The sequence below is a fragment of the Escherichia sp. KS167_9B genome (assembly GCF_030295215.1).
Classification (GTDB): Bacteria; Pseudomonadota; Gammaproteobacteria; order Enterobacterales; family Enterobacteriaceae; genus Escherichia; species Escherichia coli_F.
Genome location: NZ_AP025754.1, coordinates 2,676,422 through 2,700,938 on the forward strand (window position 1 = coordinate 2,676,422; position 24,517 = coordinate 2,700,938).

11 protein-coding genes and 4 pseudogenes are annotated in these 24,517 nt (G+C 50.1%); 6 read left to right on the forward strand and 9 right to left on the reverse strand.

The window, feature by feature from the left end; all coding sequences use genetic code 11:
* Window position 1 precedes the first annotated feature (1 nt).
* From QUE34_RS13370 to gyrA, 5 genes are all read right to left on the reverse strand, one after another.
* A complete protein-coding gene (locus QUE34_RS13370; RefSeq protein ID WP_103253511.1) occupies window positions 2–1,651 on the reverse strand; it encodes a YfaQ family protein in 1,650 nt (549 codons plus the stop codon).
* Complete coding sequence (locus QUE34_RS13375; protein ID WP_198600483.1) at window positions 1,652–6,166, reverse strand: alpha-2-macroglobulin family protein; 4,515 nt, start codon at window positions 6,164–6,166, stop codon at window positions 1,652–1,654.
* A gap of 23 nt (window positions 6,167–6,189) precedes the next feature.
* Window positions 6,190–6,813, reverse strand: a complete 624-nt coding sequence (locus QUE34_RS13380) for a DUF1175 domain-containing protein (RefSeq protein WP_001328405.1) — start codon at window positions 6,811–6,813, stop codon at window positions 6,190–6,192.
* Window positions 6,810–8,438 carry a DUF2138 domain-containing protein gene (locus tag QUE34_RS13385; RefSeq protein WP_105268394.1) on the reverse strand — a complete coding sequence of 543 codons (1,629 nt, stop codon included), beginning with the start codon at window positions 8,436–8,438 and terminating at the stop codon, window positions 6,810–6,812. Before QUE34_RS13385 ends, QUE34_RS13380 begins: the two co-directional genes overlap by 4 nt.
* Before the next feature lie 205 nt (window positions 8,439–8,643).
* Window positions 8,644–11,271 (reverse strand): DNA topoisomerase (ATP-hydrolyzing) subunit A, encoded by a 2,628-nt coding sequence (gyrA, locus tag QUE34_RS13390; protein WP_001281242.1) that lies wholly within the window; start codon window positions 11,269–11,271, stop codon window positions 8,644–8,646.
* Window positions 11,272–11,417: 146 nt separating this feature from the next.
* On the opposite strand from gyrA, the gene ubiG reads away from it, so the two are divergent.
* Window positions 11,418–12,140, forward strand: coding sequence for a bifunctional 2-polyprenyl-6-hydroxyphenol methylase/3-demethylubiquinol 3-O-methyltransferase UbiG (gene ubiG / locus QUE34_RS13395; RefSeq protein WP_032184662.1), 723 nt, complete (start codon window positions 11,418–11,420; stop codon window positions 12,138–12,140).
* A 139-nt stretch (window positions 12,141–12,279) separates the two neighbouring features.
* Here ubiG and yfaL read toward each other — a convergent pair.
* Window positions 12,280–16,044 (reverse strand): annotated as a pseudogene (yfaL, locus tag QUE34_RS13400) (AIDA-I family autotransporter adhesin YfaL/EhaC).
* A 695-nt stretch (window positions 16,045–16,739) separates the two neighbouring features.
* Between yfaL and nrdA the strand changes: the two are divergent.
* The 3 genes from nrdA (at window position 16,740) to yfaE (ending at window position 20,556) form a co-directional block, all read left to right on the forward strand.
* Window positions 16,740–19,025: a class 1a ribonucleoside-diphosphate reductase subunit alpha gene (gene nrdA / locus QUE34_RS13405; protein WP_001075170.1), complete on the forward strand. Its 2,286-nt coding sequence runs from the start codon at window positions 16,740–16,742 to the stop codon at window positions 19,023–19,025.
* Between the two features lie 146 nt (window positions 19,026–19,171).
* On the forward strand, window positions 19,172–20,302 hold the full coding sequence (nrdB, locus tag QUE34_RS13415; protein WP_000332037.1) for a class Ia ribonucleoside-diphosphate reductase subunit beta: 1,131 nt from the start codon (window positions 19,172–19,174) through the stop codon (window positions 20,300–20,302).
* Window positions 20,302–20,556 (forward strand): ferredoxin-like diferric-tyrosyl radical cofactor maintenance protein YfaE, encoded by a 255-nt coding sequence (yfaE, locus tag QUE34_RS13420; RefSeq protein ID WP_000135039.1) that lies wholly within the window; start codon window positions 20,302–20,304, stop codon window positions 20,554–20,556. The genes nrdB and yfaE overlap by 1 nt, the downstream gene beginning before the upstream one ends.
* 52 nt (window positions 20,557–20,608) lie before the next feature.
* On the opposite strand, the gene inaA is transcribed toward yfaE, so the two are convergent.
* Window positions 20,609–21,259 carry a lipopolysaccharide kinase InaA gene (gene inaA / locus QUE34_RS13425; RefSeq protein ID WP_000301053.1) on the reverse strand — a complete coding sequence of 217 codons (651 nt, stop codon included), beginning with the start codon at window positions 21,257–21,259 and terminating at the stop codon, window positions 20,609–20,611.
* Window positions 21,260–21,339: 80 nt separating this feature from the next.
* Window positions 21,340–21,450 (reverse strand): annotated as a pseudogene (locus QUE34_RS13430) (hypothetical protein); the annotation flags it as partial.
* Between QUE34_RS13430 and QUE34_RS13435 the strand changes: the two are divergent.
* Both QUE34_RS13435 and QUE34_RS13440 read left to right on the forward strand, forming a co-directional pair.
* Window positions 21,433–21,681, forward strand: a pseudogene (locus QUE34_RS13435) (LysR substrate-binding domain-containing protein); the annotation flags it as partial. The pseudogenes QUE34_RS13430 and QUE34_RS13435 sit on opposite strands and share 18 nt — an antisense overlap.
* 465 nt (window positions 21,682–22,146) lie before the next feature.
* A pseudogene (locus QUE34_RS13440) lies at window positions 22,147–23,217 on the forward strand (hypothetical protein).
* Between the two features lie 219 nt (window positions 23,218–23,436).
* Here QUE34_RS13440 and glpQ read toward each other — a convergent pair.
* Window positions 23,437–24,513: a glycerophosphodiester phosphodiesterase gene (glpQ, locus tag QUE34_RS13445; RefSeq protein WP_032303540.1), complete on the reverse strand. Its 1,077-nt coding sequence runs from the start codon at window positions 24,511–24,513 to the stop codon at window positions 23,437–23,439.
* Between the last annotated feature and the right edge of the window lie 4 nt (window positions 24,514–24,517).

Below are 24,517 nucleotides of genomic sequence, written 5' to 3' on the forward strand. Positions count from 1 at the left end.
ATTAGTCCATTAATAATTGTCGGGTCAGCGTTTCGATATAGTTCTCATCAAGCCCGGTGGGATAACCATCAAAGGCCAGGTGCAGATACTCATGGGTTAAATCAAGCCGATCCTGAAGCGTAAAGAAGTTACGAATAAACAGCCGTTTCTGCTGCCGATCGGTATAGGGGAAACCTGAGACTAAACGGCAGACCGCAAACACGTCTGGTTCGTTGTACCCCGTCTCGCCTTGTAACATACCCCGCCACTGCGGCATTTTTTTCGCCAGCCAGGCCTTCGCTTTGGGTAATAACTGGCAGGTTGAGCGTGGCGCTCCCCAGCGGCTAAGGCTATTGTCGGGATAAGCAAACGCGAGTATCTGGTCGTAACGCTCTCCCTGCCCCGCCTGGGCGGTGGCTTGCCGCCAGGAAAGCGTCCCTTCGGTAGCGCGACTGCCGTGATAATGGACCGGGTCGCCCGCATAGATGAGATCCTGCGTCCAGGCGGTCATCATTCGCGCCCCCGTGGTAGCTGGCGAAGCAGAAACACGCTGCGTGGCGCTGCTGTCAGGGATGGTCAGGCAATCGCCTTCCCGATTGGCGTTTTGCTGTAAAAAAGTGCGAATCGCCACGGTCATAGCTTTCGCTGCCTCAGGGGGCGTACTTTTCGCCTCGCGATCCAGTACTCTGGCAACGTACTCTTCACGATCAAGATGCGACTGCAATTTCAGTTTGCCCTTTTCTGTCAGTAAGGTCGTCTCACCGTGGCTGACAAACGTAATGTGGTTACCATTGGCAAACGTCACACGATAGCGCCCATTAAGTACGCCGGGTTTTACTGCTGTCGTACTCTTTTCCGCCGTGATTTTCTTCAGCGGATAACGGGCAAACAGCTCCACCTCTACACATTGCCCACTGGCAACTTGCGTCGGCACTGGCAATACCCGATTAAGCACCGTCGCATAACGGGTCAGTACCGTTTTGCTGGTGCCACTGCCAGTAACCCACAGCGGTGTACCATCCGTTAACCAGCCGGCAAAACCACCCTGCCGGATTTCCTGCCCATCATCGGCAAACCAGCTCCAGGTTTTCACCCGTACCCGACTACCGAGCATGGATGCGACACCGATTTTCGCCTCGTCCAGCACCACATCCAGTAAGATTTCCTGAGCTTTGTTTTGCGCGGGTAACGTCGCTAATGAATCAAGCAGCGATTTAACCGTTACCGAGGTTTCTGGCTTCAGCGTCGGAAGAGACGCTAACCACGCAGGTGCCTGACGCCGTTGCCAGTATTGCCCCCAAACATCTGCACCAATATGCAACCGTTGCGGCGCAAAATAGAGTCCACAGGAGCGTACCAGCGCGGTATCGCGCGTTATGCTCTCCCCAGCCTGACAACAATAAACCTCTTCCGGGGAGTTTCCGCGACACTGGTAGGGCTGCTCTGGTTGATGGGTATCCTCCAGCCAGGCGTAAACATACAGTTTCCACAAACTCCCTAACGGCGTGGTGAGTGTGTCAGGTAATGCCGAGACTTTGGTCACGCCTGATGACGACAGCTGATACAGTAGATCGTGCTGCGCGCCCCGCAGCGCCAGTTGTAACGGCGTCTCCTCCGCAAGCGTTGGCAGAGTAACCAACGCTAATAGCCAGACGATTCTGCGCCAGTTCACTTATTTCACCTGCATCCCGGTCCATTCGCTCCCTGCCGCAACACTTTGCTGTGCAGGTGCATAGGAACGCACATAACGAGCAGGAGGCAGAACGAATTGCCCTTTTTGCGAGAAGCGCAGCAAATGGCGGAAAGTGACCGTTCCCGTCAGTTCTTTCACCGGCACCATATAGGCCAGTTCGCCCATTTCATTTCGCGCTTTTTCCAGCAGTTGTCCTTGCTGTTTTCCGGCGTTCGGTTTATTGACCGAAATGCCCCAGGTTGTACGCTCAACATCGGCTCCCGGCGGCAGCGGTACTTCTACCTGGCCGTAGCGCAGAGTTGCATCTTGCTCGCTGGTAAGCATGATTTCATCGAGATACAGCGCATCGCTGTCAATCTCATTGCTGTTGACAGGCTGTAAGGTAAAGTTCATATCCTCTTCACCCGGGATAAGCCGATACAACTGTCGTTCAACGGTCACCGGAATGTTACTTTGTTGAGCCGTTTTTGCCGGTTCACGCCAGCGAACCTGCACGTTTTGCGGCGGTAATTCGTCACCAAAAGAGAGAATGTCCGGCACGCCCTGACCAACCCAACGCCAGTATTCACCCCCTCCGGTTAACTTATGTTTGGCCCATGCGCCCGCAGGAGCAGGTAACACAACCGGAGGCATCGTCGCCATATATTTCGCCAGCCAGTTCATTGCCAGCGCGCGCTCAATGGTGGATTGCTCAGCGGTTAAACCACTTAAAATAGCGGCTGCCTGGGTGGCGTCGCCTCCGCTATTGAGCAGCACAACCGTGTGCGCCAGCGGCTGGTTACTGTTTGCCGCTTTATCCCACGCATATTGCTGAACCTGTGGCATCACAGTGGACTTCAACTGCGCTTTTTTCAGCAACGTCATGGTTAAGACGTTTGCCACCGCATCTGCCAGTGGAGATTCAGGTGTATCGAGGATCAGGCTGTCATTGATATCGCTGGTGTCTGCCTCAGAGAAATCTTTAGTTTTAGTTCCGCGCCGGGCGATAGCTTCATCCAACCCTTTCAACAACGTTTTGCACGGCAGATTCATCTCCTGCGCCCACGCCAGCACCAGCGCCCGATGCAATAACGGCATGTTATCCGCCTGCTCCGCGTAGCTGTCGAGCATATGCTGCCAGTATTCCGGTTGTTGCGTTACGCCGAGCGCCTGGCTGGCCTGCCAGTCGGCGTACCATGCCCATGCCGTGAGGAATGCGTCGCCATTGCCATCTTCACCCCACCAGGTAAAGCGCGCTCCGGGCCCCGCCAGTTGCATCAGCCGCAGACGGTTATCCTGAATCCTCTGACGAATGTCGTTAGCGGCGGCACTTTGATGATCGGCAAGTGAACGCCAGGCGAGACTGAGCGGGATCAGACGGCTACCGGTGTTGATCACGCCACCCCACGGTTCATCGACTAACGCATCAAGATTGTTACGGAAAATCTCCTGCGGCGTTTCGCTACTTTGTAGCCGGATATTGCTCGCCTGCTCGGGCAACATCAGCGCGTTATCGCCACCGCCGAGCATGACGTTTTTCTGCTGTTCAACGGGCCAGCTGTTATCCACAAAAGACAGTTTTGTGCTAATACTGTCCTGCACTTGCCCATTTTGTTGGAGTTCTGCACTTAACAAGCCAGATTGCTGAATATTCTGCGTCAGCGAAATATAATTCGCCCCTTTATGCAACGTCAGCGTCTGACGCACCTCAGCGCCTGAAAATTTAGTCACCAGCGCCACCGGTTCGTTATCCTGCTGACTGAAGATAAACAGTCCTGCCGCCGGTTTGTCACCCATGCGATATACCGTTGGCATACTCCACTTCATGTAGAGATTTTTTTCCGAACGCAAATAAGCACGCCCCTGCCCGACCAGCCCGTCGCCGTTCATCCCACGCGCGGTGATGCGCCAGCGGGTTAATGAATCAGGCATCAGGAACGTGAAATACGCTTTGCCTTGTTTATCGGTTGTGAGTGACGGCATCCAGGCAGCGGTATCCACTTCTTCACGCCGTGGACGTTCCAGCATTTTCACTCGCCGCTCGCTGCGGTTAGTCGCGCCAGGCGCAACAGGTTCGCTGGAGAGCGCCTGGTCGTAGCTGATAAATGACAGGCTGGAGCTGGTGCGCACATTGTTACGCCCCAGCGGATAGAAAAATTTGCCGATATTCGGCGCGATTTCCGGTTGCAGCGCGTAGATCATTTCATCGACCACGCCAACCGTTAACTGCGCAGAAACTGGTTTACCTTTCAGCAACGAGGTTAATTCGACATTGACCAGTTCACCTGGCTGGTAATGGGTTTTGTCCGTTTTCACCCGGATATCCAACTGGGGAACGGCAACTTTGATCCCGGCGTTCTGAAAACTGTACTGACCGTTACGGGTATACAGCACCGAAAAAGTGATGTTAGGCGCAAAGGAATTGTTCACCGGTACGCGGGCTTCATACTGGGTATCGTTTAAACGTTGTAACGTCAGCCAGTTTGCCGGATGCGATAGCAGCGACTGCTGTTCAACGCGATCACGTTCCAGCGTCAATAACGCTTCATCAATTGGCTCCGGGAAGGTAATCAGCATCTTCGCGGTTTCGCCTGGCTGGTACAACGTTTTATCTGCCACGATATCTACCGTACCAGTATGCGCCGTGCTGCCCTTACCGCTGACGGCATGGCTTAACCCGGCGAGAATTAAGCCGTCTTTATCGCGTAACGTCAGGTTGTAATTGCCTGGTTTATCGAAATTGACGGTAAAGGATTTGCCGCCAGAAGGTAGATCTCCGCTGTGGCTCGTGCGGTCTTCCAGACGCAACCACTCATACGTAACAGGAACCTGTTTTGAAGATTCCAGCGCAGCATAACGGAAAACAACCGATTCACCGCTATTGCTGTATTGTGCGGCGGTGCTCAAAGTGTAATGCGCCAGACCACGTTCAATGAGGATCTCTTTGGTGGTGGTGACACGATACGCCGCGCCGTCACTGGCGGAGACAGTTAACAAATAACGGCTTGGTTTATCGGCGGCGGGGAGATTTAACGCCACATGACCATTATCGTCGGAAACCGTTTCACTGCCTTCCAGCGACACCGGGAAACGTCCGGCATAACGCAAATCGTTACCGACCATTGATAATTGCTGAGCGCGCAAACTTAACTGCACGCGGGCATCTTTTACCGGCTCGCCATCCGGGTAAAGCAGTTGCAGTTTGCCGCTAACCGCTTCGCCTGTTTTGAACTCTTTTTTGTCGAGAGCTAAACCAATCTCAAAATGTGGCTTGATATAGTTGGCTACGCGAAAACTACTGCTATAGACCTGATTGCGGTAAGCAAGACGTAATTCATAACCTCCGGCAACGGCATTTTCTGGCAGGCGGAAACTCCCCTGCCCGCCATTACGCGCATCCAGCGTGACATTGACGGTTTGCAACAGGCTGCCATTAGCATCCAGCACTGAAAGTTTCGCCGGTGCGCTGACGATAGGGGATGAATGCAACGGATCGTGGAACTCGCGGCCCATCACTTTAACATCGACACGATCGCCTGCGCGATATAGCGGGCGATCAGTAAAGATATACAAGCGGGTATTGTAGATTTCACTTTCGTAGAAAAAATTCTCTGAGACAAAAACGCCGCCTTCTGCATCTTTACCCAGAATGTATGAACGTTCCGGCGATATATGTTGTAACTGCAAGGTACCGCTGTCATCGGTCACACCACGAGTCATCACGCCAAGACCGTCAGTCCACAGGATCTCTGAGCCTGGCTTCGCTTCACCCTGTTTTTTGCCAGCAGTCCACACCAGAAGTTCGTTGCCTGACACTTTGCTAAGCGCCACGGTATCGGAAACAAACACCACCGTCGTTGCCCGATACCCACCGACCATCGCTTCGACGAGATACAGTCCCGGCTCTTGTTTGCCGAGAGGAATATAGATGTTGCCCGGCTGCGGCGAGATGAAATTGCTGGATGCGCCTTCCAGTTTTACCCCTTGCTGCGGCTCGACCGGTTTTGCCTGCCATAGTGGATAGCGGAACTGTTCCACCAGTGGATATTTTTTCAGCGGTGAAAACTGGCTGTTCTGTACATAACGGGAAGGTTTAACAATGGCATTACCGAGCTGTAATTCGGGTAACGCCTGAGTCACATTCTGCCGTGACTGAGAAGAGAAAGTACGCTGCATTACACGGCGAGATTTGCCATACCAGTTATCCCACAGCCAGGTTAGCGTATTGTTCAGCCCGTCGCCCAGATATTGCGGTTGCACCACAATGCGATGCAGGTTTTTCTGCTGGCGCAAAAATGCCATCGGGTCAGGAATACGATACAGGCGAACGTCCACGCCGCCGTACTCTTCCATCTGGTAACGCCGATAATCACGCCCCGGCGCTTCCAGTCGCACTTTCGCCTCTTCACTGCTGCTAAAACTGCTGTCAGCGAGCAAAAAGAATGTTCCCCCGGCGGGCGGCGCATAGTTACTGGAAGGAAGCGAATCATCAGCATTAGCAAGCCCTGTTCCCACAAGAGACAGGCACAAGCACGCTGCTATCGCGCCAGAAAATTTAAACGATAAATGCCAATGAAATTGGGATTGGAATCGTTGGGTATCCATCGGGTGTCCTTCCATGTCATAAGTTGTTGCAGACTGACTGCGCGCATTCCGTTGTCAGTTTTCGTGGCGCTTCCGGTGTGGTAGATGACGTAACGCCCCATCCAGACCATTAAGTGCTGGGCATCGCCCTGATCGAAAAAAATCATATCGCCAGGCAACGCCTGGTTTATGTCCTGGCCAATAAATTGGCTGTTGTACTGAATCAAATTAATCGCGGTCACATAGGGGCCGGTTTTTCCGTTCCCCTGATTCCAGTTTTGCGCCAGTTGACGCTGTTCAGGTGTTAGCGTCATTTCAGGCGGCAAATACTGACTTGCTATACCGTTACTTTTTAGCCATTTGCTGTCGTGAACTTTCAGCGCCTCGTTCGCCGAAAATCGCACCAGGCCCGCACAATCCTGCTGATACCAGCGCGGACTTGGCCCCTGGCGAAGCTGTTCCTGTGCAATACGCACAAACCAGGCGCGAAACAGCCCCGATTGTTCGACATTCAGCATTTCGCTATGAGCAACAACACAACACAGCCAGCAAATCAGCGCCAGCAGCCCGTGCCTCATAGTGGCTGCCAGGTAATGGGTAGCCACTGCCAGGCGGCACCGGGTTCCATCTGGGCCAGCTTCATGACATAACGCGGTTGTTGAGATAAAGCGTCCAGCTTCGGCATTAATAAAGTTTGTGCGGCGTTATAAAAAACCGGTTCGAGATTCTTCGGCAGACTGGTCAGCGTTTCGTTACGCAGCAGTTTCGCCACGCCTTGTGGATTGATATAGACCGGAACAATGCCTTCAGTGGGTATCACATCCACCATTGCCGGGCGGGTTTTATTCAGTGTTTGCAACGCGTTATTGACCAGCGTGTCATCGAGGGAGAAAAGCATCGTCTTGTTTTGCATCGCCAGCGACACGCGGAAAAAATAATCCGACATTAATTGATCTGGTTGCGCCGCCTGTGCTTTCGGATACTGACCGTATCGGGAACTCACTTCGCGACGCCAGATTTGCGCTTCGCCCTGCTGCGTCTGGGTTACTGGCAATATACCTTCTGCGGCTTTGCTTTCGTGCGCACCAATATTTTGCGTAAACAGTTTTCCTGGCAATTGCACTTGTTCGGCAGAGCCATCAAACTGACCGACAAACAGCGGAGTTTGCAATTTTGAATCTTCATACCAGCACAGCCCCGCAGCACCGTCTAACGCCCCGTTGAGCTTGTCGTTTTCCTGGCTGATGTGGGAAAGCATCTCTTCAGCAATACCATGTGAATAAGGCACCGCCACACAGAAGCTGGCCCCTGCAGGCATACTGTTCCATACAGGCGTAAAATCGAAACTGGCATCTACGCTTGCGGATTCATCATTTAACGCCAGAAAACTGTGCCAGCCGTCGTTGCTCATTTCGAAGCGCACACCAGCAAAAGAAGGCATTAATCGCTGGTAGCCAAAACCCAGCAAATTTGCACTGACCACGATGCGCTGGCGTACTGGCGTTTTTTCGGCAGTACGCTCTTCCAGGCCAAAGCTGGCTTGCCAGCGTTTTTTACCGCTCAACAAATCACTTGCGATCGCCGTGGCTTCGGTATCCTGCTGATCATCTTTAAACAGCATGTCCGTGCTGGAAAACACCAGCATCTTGTCCTGATAAGTTGCGAACATCAGGACGTTATTGCCGTTATAGCGCAACTGATAAACCGGGATGGTTTCACTATTTAGCTTAATACTACTGATTTCCGTTTTACTTAACTGGCTGTCGCTGGTAGCGGCAAACAGCAATGGCTCCAACAGCTTGCTTAAACCACTTCGCTGGATCAGCACCATATAATGAGAAAGATGGCCTTGTTTATCGTGCCATAGCGCCGCCTGCGCGGGCTGATCTAAGAGTGACGAAAAGAGCTTATCTTTTAGTGTGAGATCGTGTTCGTAGACAATGCGGCGAATGCTGCCTTCAATGCCCAGACGGTCGGCATGGTTCTGATAATAAAAAACGAAATCTTCGCTTAGAACATCGTGAAGAAACGGAATAGTGAGAAGATCTTTGGGAAGCTGGCTCAGAGAGTCGCTATCGAGAAAGAGATCCGGCTCATTGAGATCGATTTGCAGATTGTTGTGTACCACCAGCGGCGACAACGTTTTTTCTGGCCCACTACCAGCATATTGCAATGCCCAGACACCAGCGGAAAGCAGTACTATTGCGCCAAAACCTACAAGACCATAGAACCGCCAGCCTTTCGCTTTTTTTCACTACCCATTGCCACATTCCTTGTGTAAAGCCAGCCATTTTTTATGGGTACAGCAAAACTTTACCGCGCCCTAATACGACAAAAGCCCAGACTTTGCAGCCTGGACTTCAATTCAAAAAAGGGAGATAACTCCCTTTTGGCATGAGGCGATGAAATTATTCTTCTTCTGGCTCGTCGTCAACGTCCACTTCCGGAGCGATTTCATCGTCCCCTTCCGCAGCACTGCCGTCGATGGTATCCAGATCTTCCTCGTCAACCGGTTCAGCAACACGTTGCAGACCCACCACGTTTTCATCTTCCGCAGTACGGATAAGGATCACGCCCTGGGTGTTACGGCCCACGATGCTGATTTCAGAAACGCGAGTACGTACCAGCGTACCGGCATCGGTGATCATCATGATCTGGTCGCAGTCATCTACCTGCACCGCGCCAACCACTAAACCGTTACGTTCGGTAACCTTGATGGAGATAACCCCTTTCGTCGCACGCGACTTAGTCGGGTATTCCGCTACCGCAGTACGTTTACCGTAACCATTTTGCGTTGCGGTGAGGATTGCACCATCGCCACGAGGCACGATCAGAGAGACGACTTTATCGCCTTCACCTAAGCGAATACCGCGAACACCGGTGGTGTTGCAGCCCATCGCACGGACAGAAGACTCTTTAAAGCGCACCACTTTACCTTCAGCGGAGAACAGCATTACTTCGTCTTCGCCGCTGGTCAGGTCAACGCCGATCAGCTCATCGCCGTCAACCAGTTTGATCGCCACTTTACCGGCGGTACGCAGACGGTTGAACTCGGTGAGGACGGTTTTCTTCACAGTACCGTTAGCGGTCGCCATGAAGACTTTCACACCTTCTTCAAACTCAGTCACCGGCAGGATCGCGGTGATACGTTCGTCCTGTTCCAGCGGCAGCAGGTTGACGATCGGACGACCACGCGCGCCACGAGTCGCTTCCGGTAACTGGTAGACTTTCATCGAATAGACGCGACCACGGCTGGAGAAGCACAGGATATGATCGTGAGTATTCGCCACCAGCAGTCGGTCGATAAAGTCTTCTTCTTTGATACGTGCGGCAGATTTACCTTTCCCGCCACGACGCTGCGCTTCGTATTCAGAAAGCGGCTGGTACTTAACGTAGCCCTGGTGAGAGAGCGTCACTACCACATCTTCCTGAGTAATCAGATCTTCCAGGTTGATGTCTGCGCTGTTGGCAGTGATTTCAGTACGACGTTTGTCACCGAACTGTTCACGAACCAGCTCCAGCTCTTCGCGGATCACTTCCATCAGACGATCGGCGCTACCAAGAATACGCAACAGTTCCGCGATCTGATCCAGCAGCTCTTTGTATTCATCGAGCAGTTTTTCGTGCTCAAGGCCGGTCAGTTTCTGCAGACGCAGATCCAGAATTGCCTGAGCTTGCTGTTCGGTCAGGTAGTACAGACCGTCACGCACGCCGAACTCTGGCTCCAGCCATTCCGGACGCGCAGCATCATCGCCCGCACGTTCCAGCATCGCGGCAACGTTGCCCAGCTGCCACGGATTAGCAACCAGCGCCGTTTTCGCTTCTGCAGGCGTCGGCGCATGACGGATCAGTTCGATAATCGGATCGATGTTTGCCAGCGCCACGGCTAATGCTTCAAGGATATGAGCACGGTCGCGAGCTTTACGCAGCTCGAAAATAGTACGACGAGTCACCACTTCACGGCGGTGACGAACAAACGCAGCGATGATGTCTTTCAGGTTCATGATCTTCGGCTGACCATGGTGCAATGCCACCATGTTAATACCGAAAGAAACCTGCAACTGGGTCTGGGAGTAGAGGTTGTTGAGCACCACTTCACCGACCGCATCGCGTTTGACTTCAATCACGATGCGCATACCGTCTTTGTCAGATTCGTCACGCAGCGCGCTGATGCCTTCCACGCGTTTTTCTTTTACCAGTTCCGCAATTTTTTCGATCAGGCGCGCTTTGTTCACCTGATACGGAATTTCGTGGACGATAATGGTTTCACGCCCGGTTTTGGCGTCAACTTCCACTTCCGCACGGGCGCGGATATATACCTTGCCGCGACCGGTACGGTAAGCTTCTTCGATACCGCGACGACCGTTAATGATTGCCGCCGTCGGGAAGTCCGGCCCCGGGATGTGTTCCATCAGCCCTTCAATGCTGATGTCTTCATCATCGATATACGCCAGACAACCGTTGATGACTTCCGTCAGGTTGTGTGGCGGGATGTTGGTTGCCATACCTACGGCGATACCGGAAGAACCGTTCACCAGCAGGTTAGGAATTTTGGTCGGCATGACGTCCGGAATTTTTTCCGTGCCGTCATAGTTATCAACGAAATCGACCGTCTCTTTTTCGAGATCGGCCATCAGTTCATGGGCAATTTTCGCCAGACGGATTTCCGTATAACGCATTGCCGCCGCAGAGTCGCCGTCGATGGAACCGAAGTTACCCTGACCGTCTACCAACATGTAACGCAGCGAGAATGGCTGCGCCATACGGACGATCGTGTCATAAACCGCCGAGTCACCATGGGGATGGTATTTACCGATTACGTCACCAACGACACGGGCAGATTTTTTATAGGCTTTGTTCCAGTCATTGCCTAGTACGTTCATGGCGTAAAGTACGCGACGGTGTACCGGCTTCAGGCCATCTCGGACATCCGGCAGCGCACGGCCAACAATGACCGACATCGCATAATCCAGATAGGAGCTCTTCAGCTCTTCCTCAATGTTGACCGGTGTAATTTCTCTCGCAAGGTCGCTCATCTAACCGCTATCCCTCTACTGTATCCCGGATTCAAAGGTCGCAAATTATAACACAGCCGCGCTGATTGAGGTAAACCTATACGCTTTATTCACATCCAATGCCTGATATACTCGTTTGTCTTGCCAATTACGGAGTAGAAGTGCCAATGAATGCCGAAAAATCGCCGGTAACCCCTAACGTAGACCACGAAGAGATCGCTAAATTTGAAGCCGTCGCCTCCCGCTGGTGGGATCTGGAAGGTGAGTTCAAACCGCTGCACCGCATTAACCCGCTGCGTCTGGGCTATATTGCCGAGCGTGCTGGCGGTTTATTTGGCAAAAAGGTACTCGATGTCGGTTGTGGCGGCGGCATTCTGGCCGAGAGTATGGCGCGCGAAGGCGCGACGGTGACCGGTCTGGATATGGGCTTTGAGCCATTGCAGGTGGCAAAGCTGCACGCACTGGAAAGTGGCATTCAGGTGAATTACGTGCAGGAAACCGTGGAAGAGCACGCCGCAAAACATGCCGGGCAGTATGATGTGGTGACCTGCATGGAGATGCTGGAGCACGTTCCCGATCCGCAGTCAGTGGTCAGAGCCTGTGCGCAACTGGTAAAACCGGGCGGCGATGTCTTTTTCTCGACGCTTAACCGCAACGGCAAGTCGTGGCTGATGGCGGTGGTTGGTGCGGAATATATTTTACGCATGGTGCCTAAAGGTACGCATGATGTGAAGAAGTTTATTAAACCGGCAGAATTGCTGGGCTGGGTGGATCAGACCAGTCTAAAAGAACGGCATATGATCGGACTGCATTACAACCCGATCACTAACACTTTTAAGCTCGGCCCCGGCGTCGATGTGAACTATATGCTGCACACGCAGAATAAGTGAGGTTGTTGTTTGGATTCATCCGGCAACCGTGCCAATGCCTGATGCGACGCTTGCCGCGTCTTATCAGGCCTACAAATGCTCCCGTAGGCCAGATAAGGCGTTTACGCCGCATCCGGCAATAGTGCCGGTCAGACAGCGATTACCATTTCACCGTCATCGACAAAAACCCTGCCGTCTGGGCAAAATCATCACTCCCTTTCTGCCACGCCACGCTACCACGCAGGGACACTCGCTGACTGATATTGCCCGTTACTCCCACTTTTATTTCCCCCCGTTGCTTCACCGCATCGTCACTGATAGTGCTGCCATCTTCTTCAATTTCCGTCGAATGGGGATCGTGATAATAATTCAGATCTAATGTTGGTGTGACATGAACAGCGGTACGCCATTCGCTGTGTATCCCCAACCGCGTCTGAAGATCATCGCCCTGCGATTGCGATACCCGCGCATGGTTAGCAGCGGTAAAATCATCCTGCTGCACCCCCTGATAAATCACCTGCACCTGTGGTTCAATCACCACACCATGCCCCGGTAACCACTGATACCCGGCTTCCAGCGAGGCGATAATCCCCGATGAGTGGTAATGATCCACGCCATCTTCATGTTCGGAAACATCATTGTTAAACCACGCGTATTGCAGCCAGATATCCAGCCAGGCCCCCTGTTTTTGGCTACCGTGCTGAAACCAGCTTGAGGTCAGCCCAACGGCATAACCGTGGTTCTGGTTATCGGCGCGAGTTCCGATCATATTCGAGCGGCTGTCGCCCTGGTTATCGCTGTAACCACCAATGGCCCCTAGCATCCATTCGCCGTCATCACCCCAGCGCCCCCTAAACAGGTCACCGCTAAGCTGCACCGTAGAAGTGTCTTCATGCTGAGCCAGTTGCCCTGCCGCCGTGTAATGATAACGTCCGCCGATAACACGTAAATTCAGCGTCTGACCATCGCCACCAGCGTGATCGCGTCGCTCCATCATAAACGCCTGATTTGCCGCCCGCAGGTTATTAAAATATCCACCAACTTTGGCATTCAACACCGGCTGGTAGGCAGGCGTAGGGGCTGGAGCCGGGTCGGGTGTTGGATCAGAATCTGGCGTGGGAGCAGGATCGGGAGTTGGGTCCGGGTCTGGATCAGGTGGCGATGGTGGCGTTACTTCTTGCGATCGCAGATACCAGTCGTTGTTATCTTCCACCAGCGTGTAGTCATACGCGCCCATATTGACGTAGCCGCTGCCCGCAAGACTAAACTGCGCATTGTTTTGAAATTGCGTGGGATCAGCAGTGAAATCAACCACTTTAATACCTGTAGAAGTCGGTTCACCAATGCCGGTAATGGGGTTAACCACCACGGTCGTGTTACCTGAGGTATTGCCGTTCAACACCAGTTGGTCGCTTGCCGAGTCATCGCCGTTTAATTCGCTGTCGAGAAACAACGTACCACCGCCGGTGTAATCACCGTTTACCGTGAGCGTATCGCCAGCGACACCATTTTGCAGACTGACTGTACCGGACATATTGGTTAGATCACCATTAACCGTCACATCGGAAAGATAGGTCAGGCTGTCAGTTTCCAGGTTAGTATTAAGCTCGCCTGTCAACGTCACGCCATCGGTGGCATTCACCAACGTACCGTCGCCGTTAAACAGCGAGGCATCCAGTGCGGCGGAAGTATCCTGACTCGTCAGGCGCAAAACGGTGCCATCACTGATGTCGATAGTGCCGCTGGAAGTAGCATCAATAGACTGGATATCCTGATCTGCGCCAGTCTCGAATGTTGCTCCGTCACCGACCCACAGCGACGAAGCATAAGGAAAGATATTCACAGCATCGCCTTGCAGCGTGCCTTCTTCTACTCTCACCGCCGACTGCGTCGTACCGCTGGCGGTCAGCTCCAGGGTGCCAGCCCCCGTTTTAGTCAATGTGCTACCCTCATCCTGATGCTGCCCGCTGCTGTCAGCCATCAGTGCGCCCCACTGCGTGTCTACCCCCGCATCAACTGCCACTTCACCGTCGGCGCGCATTTCAATATCACGCCCATGCTCAACCGTTGTAGAGCGAGTATCGACATTGGCAGTAATCTCCATCACGCTTTCTTGTTGATTATCGGTAAAGATAACCTGGCGGTTATAGAGGGTATCTCCAAGCTACGAGTTGTCACTCACCACCAGCGTACCGGAAGCAATTTGCGTTGTGCCGAGGTATTGATTGTCATTTGCCAGGCTGACCTGCCCATCACCCGCATCGACCACCACGTAGACGCCATCTTTCCCGTCGCCGCCGATATGCATATCGTTTCCGCCTGCAAGATCTACCACATCCTGACTGCCGATAACCGTTCCGCTGCTGCCGCTGACTTCAAGGCCATCGTTGTATGATGTGCCGCTCTGCCAGGTGGAGAAATCAGAGAGATCGAGCACACCGCCGTTTAACACGATCGACTGCGGCTCGTCCTGGAGAGCGGCGAGATCTGCCGCGTCGCCTTCTAGCGTAAGCACCGCGCCATCATCAACGACTATATCGCCAGTTAGCGCCATCGACTGCGCCCCTGCCAGCACGTAGCTGCCGTTTTGCGCAATGGTGAGCTGACCAGCACCTTCGATGGTGCCAGCAAAACTGCCTTGATTAACAGTAACATTGCCACCAGCATCGATATTTAAAGTGCCATTCTGAAAGCCCGTCAATGCGTGCACAAAGGTTTGTTGGGTGGAGCCAACATTTAGCTTTGCCTGATTCTGGTACTTATCAATGCTCCCTATCGTCAGACCGTAGCAGTCTTGCGGATCGTCCTGGCAATGATTATCTCCGACATTCATCAGGGAGTTGCTGCGACCCAGGGTAACTTCACCGTTTTCAATCTGCATCTCACCAGTAAAGTCATTGTTATCTGCATTAAGTACCAGATCGCCGGAACCTGTTTTGGTGATCAACCCGGTACCAGCAATAGAGTCAACAGCTCCATCATTCTCTGTATTGCCGATAACCAGCGTTTTTCCGTCAGCAATATCAAAGGTAACTTCACTTAAGCCGAGATACATAAAGCCGCCCGCCGCAGTGGAAGGACCATCCCCATAGCCTGCTGCGCTATTGTTCTCATCGATTAACACACCGCCGTTCTGGCTGTAGCTGTCATCAACAGAAATATCAATAAGATAGGGAGCCGTCACGCTATTGGTATAAATTGCCCCGCCATAACCTTCGGCAGTGTTATTTGTAAATGCGGTGTTATTTATTATTGTGAAACCTGACGGATGCGTGATATCGCTATTATTATCGGTGACATCGATTGCACCGCCATCGCCATCACTGTAACTTGTTGATGTATATGCCTGGTTATTATTAAAAACATCATCACTTAAATAGACATCATTATTGATGGTATAAATTGCGCCACCTTTGCCATCATTAGCGATGTTATTGCTAAACATGGCGTTAGTGACACGTAAATCGACGGCACCAGTATCATTAGTACCAGAAGAATAGATTGCGCCACCATAGCCGCCTGCGACGTTACCGGAAAAAATAACATCAGTAAGATTCAGCGTTGAGTTTTCTTTAGCAAATATTGCCCCGCCATTATTATATTCTCCTGAGACAGTATTATTGGCAAACAGAGTCATTCCAGTTTCATTTTGTGGCGATATCGTAAATTCAGCACTTTGCTGCAAAAATACGGCCCCACCGCTGGCATTATTGGCCATACCCGAAAAAATCACCCATTGCCCATCGGCGATGCTCCAGTCCTGCGTAATGCCTGAAAGGCTTTGCCTGCTGGCCTGACAACTCGCTTTGATATCATATCCCTGGCATGAATCCAAAACCTCCGCGATACTGTTAACAGAGAAAAGAGATGCAATAATTGACGGGAGTAAAGATAAATACTCCTTGCGTAGAAAGATAATCCGCATATTCATCTAACCATCATTTTCTATAAGACGGCGTATTTAATCGCATTATGCGCTATGGGGTATATTTCTTTTGTAAATTGTACAACCCGGCGCAATGACTATTTTGTTATTATTTGATGAATAATATCAGTGTGTCATAATTCAAATTAATAACCTTAAGGTAAATCGGTTATATGTAAACTGAATTAAAGTAATAAATAATATTCTTATAATATATGCAAAAGTAACAAATTGGCTTGGTATTTAACAATAACCGAATAGAAAACAACCATTTCCGACTCAACAATCGCTTACATTCGCTTATATATTGACCACAACTGATACATCAGATTATGTGATGATTCGTGCTTAGATCAATTTTGACAATCATTAGCGACAAGATTAATAAACCATCTATATCAATTTACCCATACTATTCTGCCGTTCAAGAAATCGCCGAACAGTTATTTTTAACAAATTTTTCTCTTCCCATTGACTTTCCCGGATACCTTGTCTGACCTAAGGTGCGCGGAAGCCACTTTTTCCTTCCTGAGTTATCCACAAAGTTATGCACTTGCAAGAGGGCCATTTTCACACTATCTTGCAGTGAATCCCAAACATACCCCCTATATATAGTGTTCTAAGCAGCTTCCCTCACTACAGGTAGTCTGCATGAAGCTATTGCGGAAAGAATTCCAAAAACAGGTACGACATACATGAATCAGAATCTGCTGGTGACAAAGCGCGACGGTAGCACAGAGCGCATCAATCTCGACAAAATCCATCGCGTTCTGGATTGGGCGGCAGAAGGACTGCATAACGTTTCGATTTCCCAGGTCGAGCTGCGCTCCCACATTCAGTTTTATGACGGTATCAAGACCTCTGACATCCACGAAACCATTATCAAGGCTGCCGCAGACCTGATCTCCCGTGATGCGCCGGATTATCAGTATCTCGCCGCGCGCCTGGCGATCTTCCACCTGCGTAAAAAAGCCTACGGCCAGTTTGAGCCGCCTGCGCTGTACGACCACGTGGTGAAAATGGTCGAGATGGGCAAATACGATAATCATCTGCTGGAAGACTACACGGAAGAAGAGTTCAAGCAGATGGACACGTTTATCGATCACGACCGTGATATGACCTTCTCTTATGCTGCCGTTAAGCAGCTGGAAGGCAAATATCTGGTACAGAACCGCGTGACCGGCGAAATCTATGAGAGCGCCCAGTTCCTTTATATTCTGGTTGCTGCGTGCCTGTTCTCGAACTACCCGCGTGAAACGCGCCTGCAATACGTGAAGCGTTTTTACGACGCGGTTTCCACATTTAAAATTTCGCTGCCGACGCCAATCATGTCCGGCGTGCGTACCCCGACTCGTCAGTTCAGCTCCTGCGTGCTGATTGAGTGCGGCGACAGCCTGGATTCCATCAACGCCACCTCCAGCGCGATTGTTAAATACGTTTCCCAGCGTGCCGGGATCGGCATCAACGCCGGGCGTATTCGTGCGCTGGGTAGCCCGATTCGCGGTGGCGAAGCGTTCCACACCGGTTGTATTCCGTTCTACAAACATTTCCAGACGGCAGTGAAATCCTGCTCTCAGGGCGGTGTGCGCGGCGGTGCGGCAACACTGTTCTACCCGATGTGGCATCTGGAAGTGGAAAGCCTGCTGGTGTTGAAAAACAACCGTGGGGTGGAAGGCAACCGCGTGCGTCATATGGACTACGGGGTACAAATCAACAAACTGATGTATACCCGTCTGCTGAAAGGTGAAGATATCACCCTGTTCAGCCCGTCCGACGTACCGGGGCTGTACGACGCATTCTTCGCCGATCAGGAAGAGTTTGAACGCCTGTACACCAAATATGAGAAAGACGACAGCATCCGCAAACAGCGTGTGAAAGCCGTTGAGCTGTTCTCGCTGATGATGCAGGAACGTGCGTCTACCGGTCGTATCTATATTCAGAACGTAGACCACTGCAACACCCACAGCCCGTTTGATCCGGCTATTGCACCAGTGCGCCAGTCTAACCTATGCCTGGAAATCGCCCTGCCGACCAAACCACTGAACGACGTCAACGACGAGAACGGTGAAATCGCGCTGTGTACGCTTTCTGCTTTCAACCTGGGCGCAATTAATAGCCTGGATGAACTGGAAGAGCTGGCGATTCTGGCAGTACGCGCACTCGACGCGCTGCTGGATTATCAGGATTACCCGATCCCGGCCGCCAAACGTGGAGCGATGGGTCGTCGTACGCTGGGTATTGGTGTGATCAACTTCGCTTACTACCTGGCGAAGCACGGTAAACGCTACTCCGACGGCAGCGCCAACAACCTGACGCATAAAACCTTCGAAGCCATTCAGTATTACCTGCTGAAAGCGTCTAATGAGCTGGCGAAAGAGCAAGGCGCGTGCCCGTGGTTTAACGAAACCACTTACGCGAAAGGGATCCTGCCGATCGATACCTATAAGAAAGATCTGGATGCCATCGCTAATGAGCCGCTGCATTACGACTGGGAAGCACTGCGTGAGTCAATCAAAACGCACGGCCTGCGTAACTCCACGCTTTCTGCTCTGATGCCGTCAGAGACTTCTTCGCAGATCTCTAACGCCACTAACGGTATTGAACCGCCGCGTGGTTACGTCAGCATCAAAGCGTCGAAAGACGGTATTCTGCGCCAGGTGGTGCCGGACTACGAGCATCTGCACGACGCCTATGAGCTGCTGTGGGAAATGCCGGGTAACGATGGCTACCTGCAACTGGTGGGTATCATGCAGAAATTTATCGATCAGTCCATCTCTGCTAACACCAACTACGATCCGTCACGTTTCCCGTCAGGAAAAGTGCCGATGCAGCAACTGCTGAAAGACCTGCTCACCGCCTACAAATTCGGGGTCAAAACGCTGTATTATCAGAACACCCGTGACGGTGCTGAAGACGCACAAGACGATCTGGTGCCGTCAATCCAGGACGATGGCTGCGAAAGCGGCGCATGTAAGATCTGATATTGAGATGCCGGATGCGGCGTGAAGGCCTTATCCGGCCTACGGCTCGGTTTTGTAGGCCTGATAAGACGCGCCAGCGTCGCATCAGGCACAGGACGCGGCGTAAAATGCCTTATCCGGCATTAAACTCCCAACAGGACACATTCATGGCATATACCACCTTTTCACAGACGAAAAATGATCAGCTCAAAGAACCGATGTTCTTTGGTCAGCCGGTCAACGTGGCTCGCTACGATCAGCAAAAATATGACATCTTCGAAAAGCTGATCGAAAAGCAGCTCTCTTTCTTCTGGCGTCCGGAAGAAGTTGACGTTTCTCGTGACCGTATCGATTACCAGGCACTGCCTGAACACGAAAAACACATCTTTATCAGCAACCTGAAATATCAGACGCTGCTGGACTCCATTCAGGGTCGCAGCCCGAACGTGGCACTGCTGCCGCTGATCTCGATCCCGGAACTGGAGACCTGGGTAGAAACCTGGGCATTCTCAGAAACAATTCATTCCCGTTCCTATACTCATATCATTCGTAATATCGTTAACGATCCGTCTGTTGTGTTTGACGATATCGTCACCAACGAGCAGATCCAGAAACGTGCGGAAGGGATCTCCAGCTATTACGATGAACTGATCGAAATGACCAGCTACTGGCATCTGCTGGGCGAAGGCACCCACACCGTTAACGGTAAAACCGTAACCGTTAGCCTGCGCGAGCTGAAGAAAAAACTGTATCTCTGCCTGATGAGCGTTAACGCGCTGGAAGCGATCCGCTTCTACGTCAGCTTTGCTTGTTCCTTTGCCTTTGCAGAACGCGAACTGATGGAAGGTAACGCCAAGATTATTCGCCTGATTGCCCGCGATGAAGCCCTGCACCTGACCGGTACGCAGCATATGCTGAATCTGCTGCGCAGCGGCGCGGATGATCCGGAGATGGCGGAAATTGCCGAAGAATGTAAGCAGGAGTGCTATGACCTGTTCGTCCAGGCGGCACAGCAAGAGAAAGACTGGGCGGATTATCTGTTCCGTGACGGTTCGATGATTGGTCTGAATAAAGACATTCTCTGCCAGTACGTTGAATACATCACCAATATCCGCATGCAGGCAGTCGGTTTGGATCTGCCGTTCCAGACACGCTCCAACCCGATCCCGTGGATCAACACCTGGCTGGTGTCTGATAACGTACAGGTTGCTCCGCAGGAAGTGGAAGTCAGTTCTTATCTGGTCGGGCAGATTGACTCGGAAGTGGACACCGACGATTTGAGTAACTTCCAGCTCTGATGGCTCGCGTTACCCTGCGCATCACTGGCACACAACTGCTGTGCCAGGATGAACACCCTTCCCTTCTGGCGGCGCTGGAATCCCACAATGTGGCGGTTGAGTACCAGTGCCGCGAAGGTTACTGCGGTTCCTGTCGCACACGCCTTGTTGCAGGCCAGGTGGACTGGATTGCCGAACCGTTAGCCTTTATTCAGCCGGGGGAAATTTTGCCCTGTTGTTGCCGGGCAAAAGGCGATATTGAAATCGAGTTGTGATCGGGTACTTGTGCCAGATGCGACGCTTACGCGTCTTATCTGGCCTACGTGATTACATGGCGTAGTAATACGCTTTAACCTGCTCCCAGTCCGCTTTAGGGATCGGCTCCAGATATTTTTCCAGCTGGCGGAAATCATGATTAATCGCTTTATGCCGACGTAAGCGGCGACGACTTTTCTCCAGATCAAGAAAACCAGCTTCTACCATACCTTCTGTTTTCACATAGATGTGGCGAACGTAACAACAGCCATGCTGACGATTAACGCTATGCATTTTCTTAAACGCCATCGCCACAGCTTTCAACATGGCTTGCCGAACATCGTCAGAATAAGGTGTTACTGCATGCTGGGCATACCAGTCAGCAATACTTATGAACCCCGCCATATCTTCCGTCACCAGCAACGCGCGCCATTCACCCTCAATTTTCACCGCTTCACCAAAAACGATTTTCGGCACAATGACACCAGCCCGTTCCAGTTCTTTAATTACCGCAACCTCACGGACAATCGTCGGTCGACCGAACGGATAACGTACGGAATGAAACAGATGATGCGTCATGCGCTTCACATACAGCTTTTTGCCATTGCGCTCGACGCATTGCACCCCGCTCATCCCATTACGGCGATAGTTAGGCTCTTCAACCCAGTCGCCCTCTGTTGCCCACCAGTGATTAAATTCGTCGTACTTTGCTGAAACTGCCATACCCTATCGCCTGTCATTTTTTATTAACGACAATGACTATAGGTGGTTACCTGCGAAAAATCTTAATGAAACGTGTCGTATTAATGAATTTCTTTTGCCACTACTAGCGCGACACCGCTTTTACCCTTCATTTGCAGCGCATAGACTCCACCAGCCACTACCACTAATAGTGCACCCAGCAGATAAAATATGAATTTAATCACCCGGATACAGCGATCAGTTTTATTCGACAGGGATTAGGCATCGCCTTATTACCAGAGTTAACGCTGAAAACCATTGCAGGTGAATTGTGTTCCGTTCCTCTCGAACCAACCTTCTATCGACAGATTTCGTTGCTGGCTAAAGAAAAGTCGGTAGAAGGCAGTCCACTGTTTTTACTACAAACGTGTACGGAACAACTCGTGGTGAGTGGAAAAATTTGATGTAAGACATGAGATTGATGACAAATGCAAGACTGCCTGATTCGCCACACTTAGTTGTACTATAGCCTTTACCAGGCGTAATAATTCGTTTTCACCTGATTTTGGCCCACTTTGTGAATTGGCGATATATATTTATTCAGTTGGGAGAAGTGACAATGACTCCAGGTAGAAACCGGTATGAAGCGCCCGACTCACTGTCAAAACCGATTGTTGAGAGTAATGACACTCCGGCGAACAGTACACAGTTTACTCTGGAGCCATTCTCAATCTTCAAGTGGGATACCTAATAACTAGTCAGGGAAGTTATCAATATCTGTTTGTTACTTATTACCGTATTTATTAACAATAATGATACTTTCTAACATGCGTAAAGGTCTTCGTAATAAAATGAGCTAAATTTGATAGTGAATATATTCTGCAAAGATTAAATTGTATCTTGTTAACTCACAATACAAGGAATCATTTATGCCAAATACATCTATTCAATTATCTCGCTGTAATATTTTACAAAATAATAAATTGCAAACAGCAGAAATTTACAAAGAATCACAACAAACCGCGAAACTTGAGATTTTTTGCAATGAGTTTCTAAAAATATCTCAAAGTAGATTCGGGTTATCAACCTCAGCAGACAACATAGCTAATTTATTGGCTTTTTTCACGAAAGCCTCAGATGAAATTGATAGTGTCAAGACCAAAAAAATTGACGTTCACAGTTATGGTTTCGTACCAATAAGACATTTTGTCGAGCATGTCATAACGTATAAAAATGAATTTGCAGAAGATTATGAACCCTATATCCTTACCTTTACCCGAGGTGAAAACAACGAAGGTGTTTTGAGTATCGAAAGCAAAGAAGGGTTTCTTTCACAAAGAACAATAAATTTAAATGAATATGAAACTGCAATTAACATCATCAATGAGCATGTTGCAAAAGAAAATATCAATAACAAGATCCAAACATTGACAGACAAAGACACACCAAAAATAACCAACTCTGACAAAATTTATAAATTTATCCACGAGTTAAATATAAGAACTCAACTTTACAGCAAGCAAAAAGAATATACAGACCTGCTACAACATTCTGAGAAAAATACAGAATGGTACAAATACACATCCTCCGAGGAACGCTATGATGTATTTAAGAATTCTTCTAAAAAAATTGAAAATACCTACAAGCAAATTGTGCAAGCGCAGAAAAAATTGAAGCAAATGAAATACATCAATAAATTAAGTGGTGAGCTTATCGATATCGCCGACAAAAAGTTAGCACCATTAATAAATGATAGTTTCAGCTATACACGAGATTTCTTTGCTTACTCAAAACAGGAAAAAAATATCTTCACATATGATAATTCTAATTTTGTAGATCCAAAGGAAAAAGAAGGTTTAATGGTACAACACAGCAATGGACAACTGGTTATTACTGGTAAATATTGCCCTGAAGGTGTGCAAACAGCATTCACCCAAGAACAATATGATAAATTAATAAGATACATTAATATTTTCTTTACCTTTCCGAAATTCGAATAATACTTTACAGTATAAACTGCATTACAATTTATTATTGAGACCTATTCATACTGTTTAAAGAATAACAATGCCCAGTGTTAGCTTTTTTAACGAATGAGTTTTACGAAAATTATGTTGGCATCTTTTTACAGGATGCACCCGTTAATGAAAAGAATAACCGGTAGTAGCATTATTTCGCTTTAGCAGAGGATGGCGCATGAACGCCATCCTGCAGTAGCATTACTCTTTATTAAGGAATTTTACTGCCTTATCAGGGAAATCAGTAAACAGCCCATTTACACCCGCTTTGTTATACAGAGCATCATATAACTGATTCACATCAGTAGTGTATTCAGGCAGCTTATCTGACCGCACGGTATAAGGATGCACCACCAGCTTATTCTGCTGTGCATCTTTTACCATTCCGGTAAGCTTGATATTACCCGGCTGCGATGTCTCCTCAATCACCATATGGTAATCCGGACCAATGCCATCAGCATATTCCGCTACCTGTTTCATGGCGCCCGGCTTGAACATCCAGTCATAGCTGTAATTAACCCAGCTTCCGTCCGGCTGTTTCTGCTGCGTTTCGTTCCAGTCGGTATAGGCAATCAGCTGTACAAGATTGAGGTCCATGCCCATTTTCGGTTCCAGCTCATTTTTAATGCGTTTCAGCTCATCAGCATCAAAACATTGCAAATAAACTTTGTCGTCCTTACCGAGGTAACCATATTTCTTCAGCACTTCCAGCGTTTTTGCCGCAATATCCTTCCCTTCCTGATGGTGGAACCACGGCGCTTTAATTTCTGGATAGATACCAATATTTTTCCCGGTCGAATGGTTTAGCCCCTGAACAAATTCAATCTCTTCTTCAAAGGTGTGCACCCGGAAGTCAGATTTACCCATCGGGAAACGTCCGGGGAAAGTCTGCACTTTTTTACCGTTTTCAATATCGAAGCCTTCCGTAAATTTCAAAGACTTAATTTCATCCAGCGTAAAATCTATCGCGTAGTAACGGCCATCTTTACGCGCCCGATCCGGGAAACGATCGGCGACATCGGTTACCCGGTCAAGATAGTGGTCATGCAGAACGACCAGATGATCATCCTTCGTCATCACCAAATCCTGTTCCAGATAATCCGCTCCCTGCGCATAAGCCATCGCTTTTGCTGGCAGCGTATGCTCCGGTAAATATCCACTGGCACCGCGATGGGCGATGACTATTTTTTCGTTGCTATCCGCCGCCATTGCACTGCTTCCCATGATCATTCCACTCATCATGATCGCCATGCTAAGGTTTTTCAGCGTCAATTTCATGCCA

What these genes read in the sequence shown, in the direction of transcription:
- nrdB (WP_000332037.1), top strand. Translation starts at nt 19,172, where the DNA reads ATGGCATATACCACCTTTTCACAGACGAAAAATGATCAGCTCAAAGAA.
- ubiG (WP_032184662.1), top strand. Translation starts at nt 11,418, where the DNA reads ATGAATGCCGAAAAATCGCCGGTAACCCCTAACGTAGACCACGAAGAG.
- nrdA (WP_001075170.1), top strand. Translation starts at nt 16,740, where the DNA reads ATGAATCAGAATCTGCTGGTGACAAAGCGCGACGGTAGCACAGAGCGC.
- QUE34_RS13380 (WP_001328405.1), bottom strand. Translation starts at nt 6,813, where the DNA reads ATGAGGCACGGGCTGCTGGCGCTGATTTGCTGGCTGTGTTGTGTTGTT.
- inaA (WP_000301053.1), bottom strand. Translation starts at nt 21,259, where the DNA reads ATGGCAGTTTCAGCAAAGTACGACGAATTTAATCACTGGTGGGCAACA.
- yfaE (WP_000135039.1), top strand. Translation starts at nt 20,302, where the DNA reads ATGGCTCGCGTTACCCTGCGCATCACTGGCACACAACTGCTGTGCCAG.
- gyrA (WP_001281242.1), bottom strand. Translation starts at nt 11,271, where the DNA reads ATGAGCGACCTTGCGAGAGAAATTACACCGGTCAACATTGAGGAAGAG.
- glpQ (WP_032303540.1), bottom strand. Translation starts at nt 24,513, where the DNA reads ATGAAATTGACGCTGAAAAACCTTAGCATGGCGATCATGATGAGTGGA.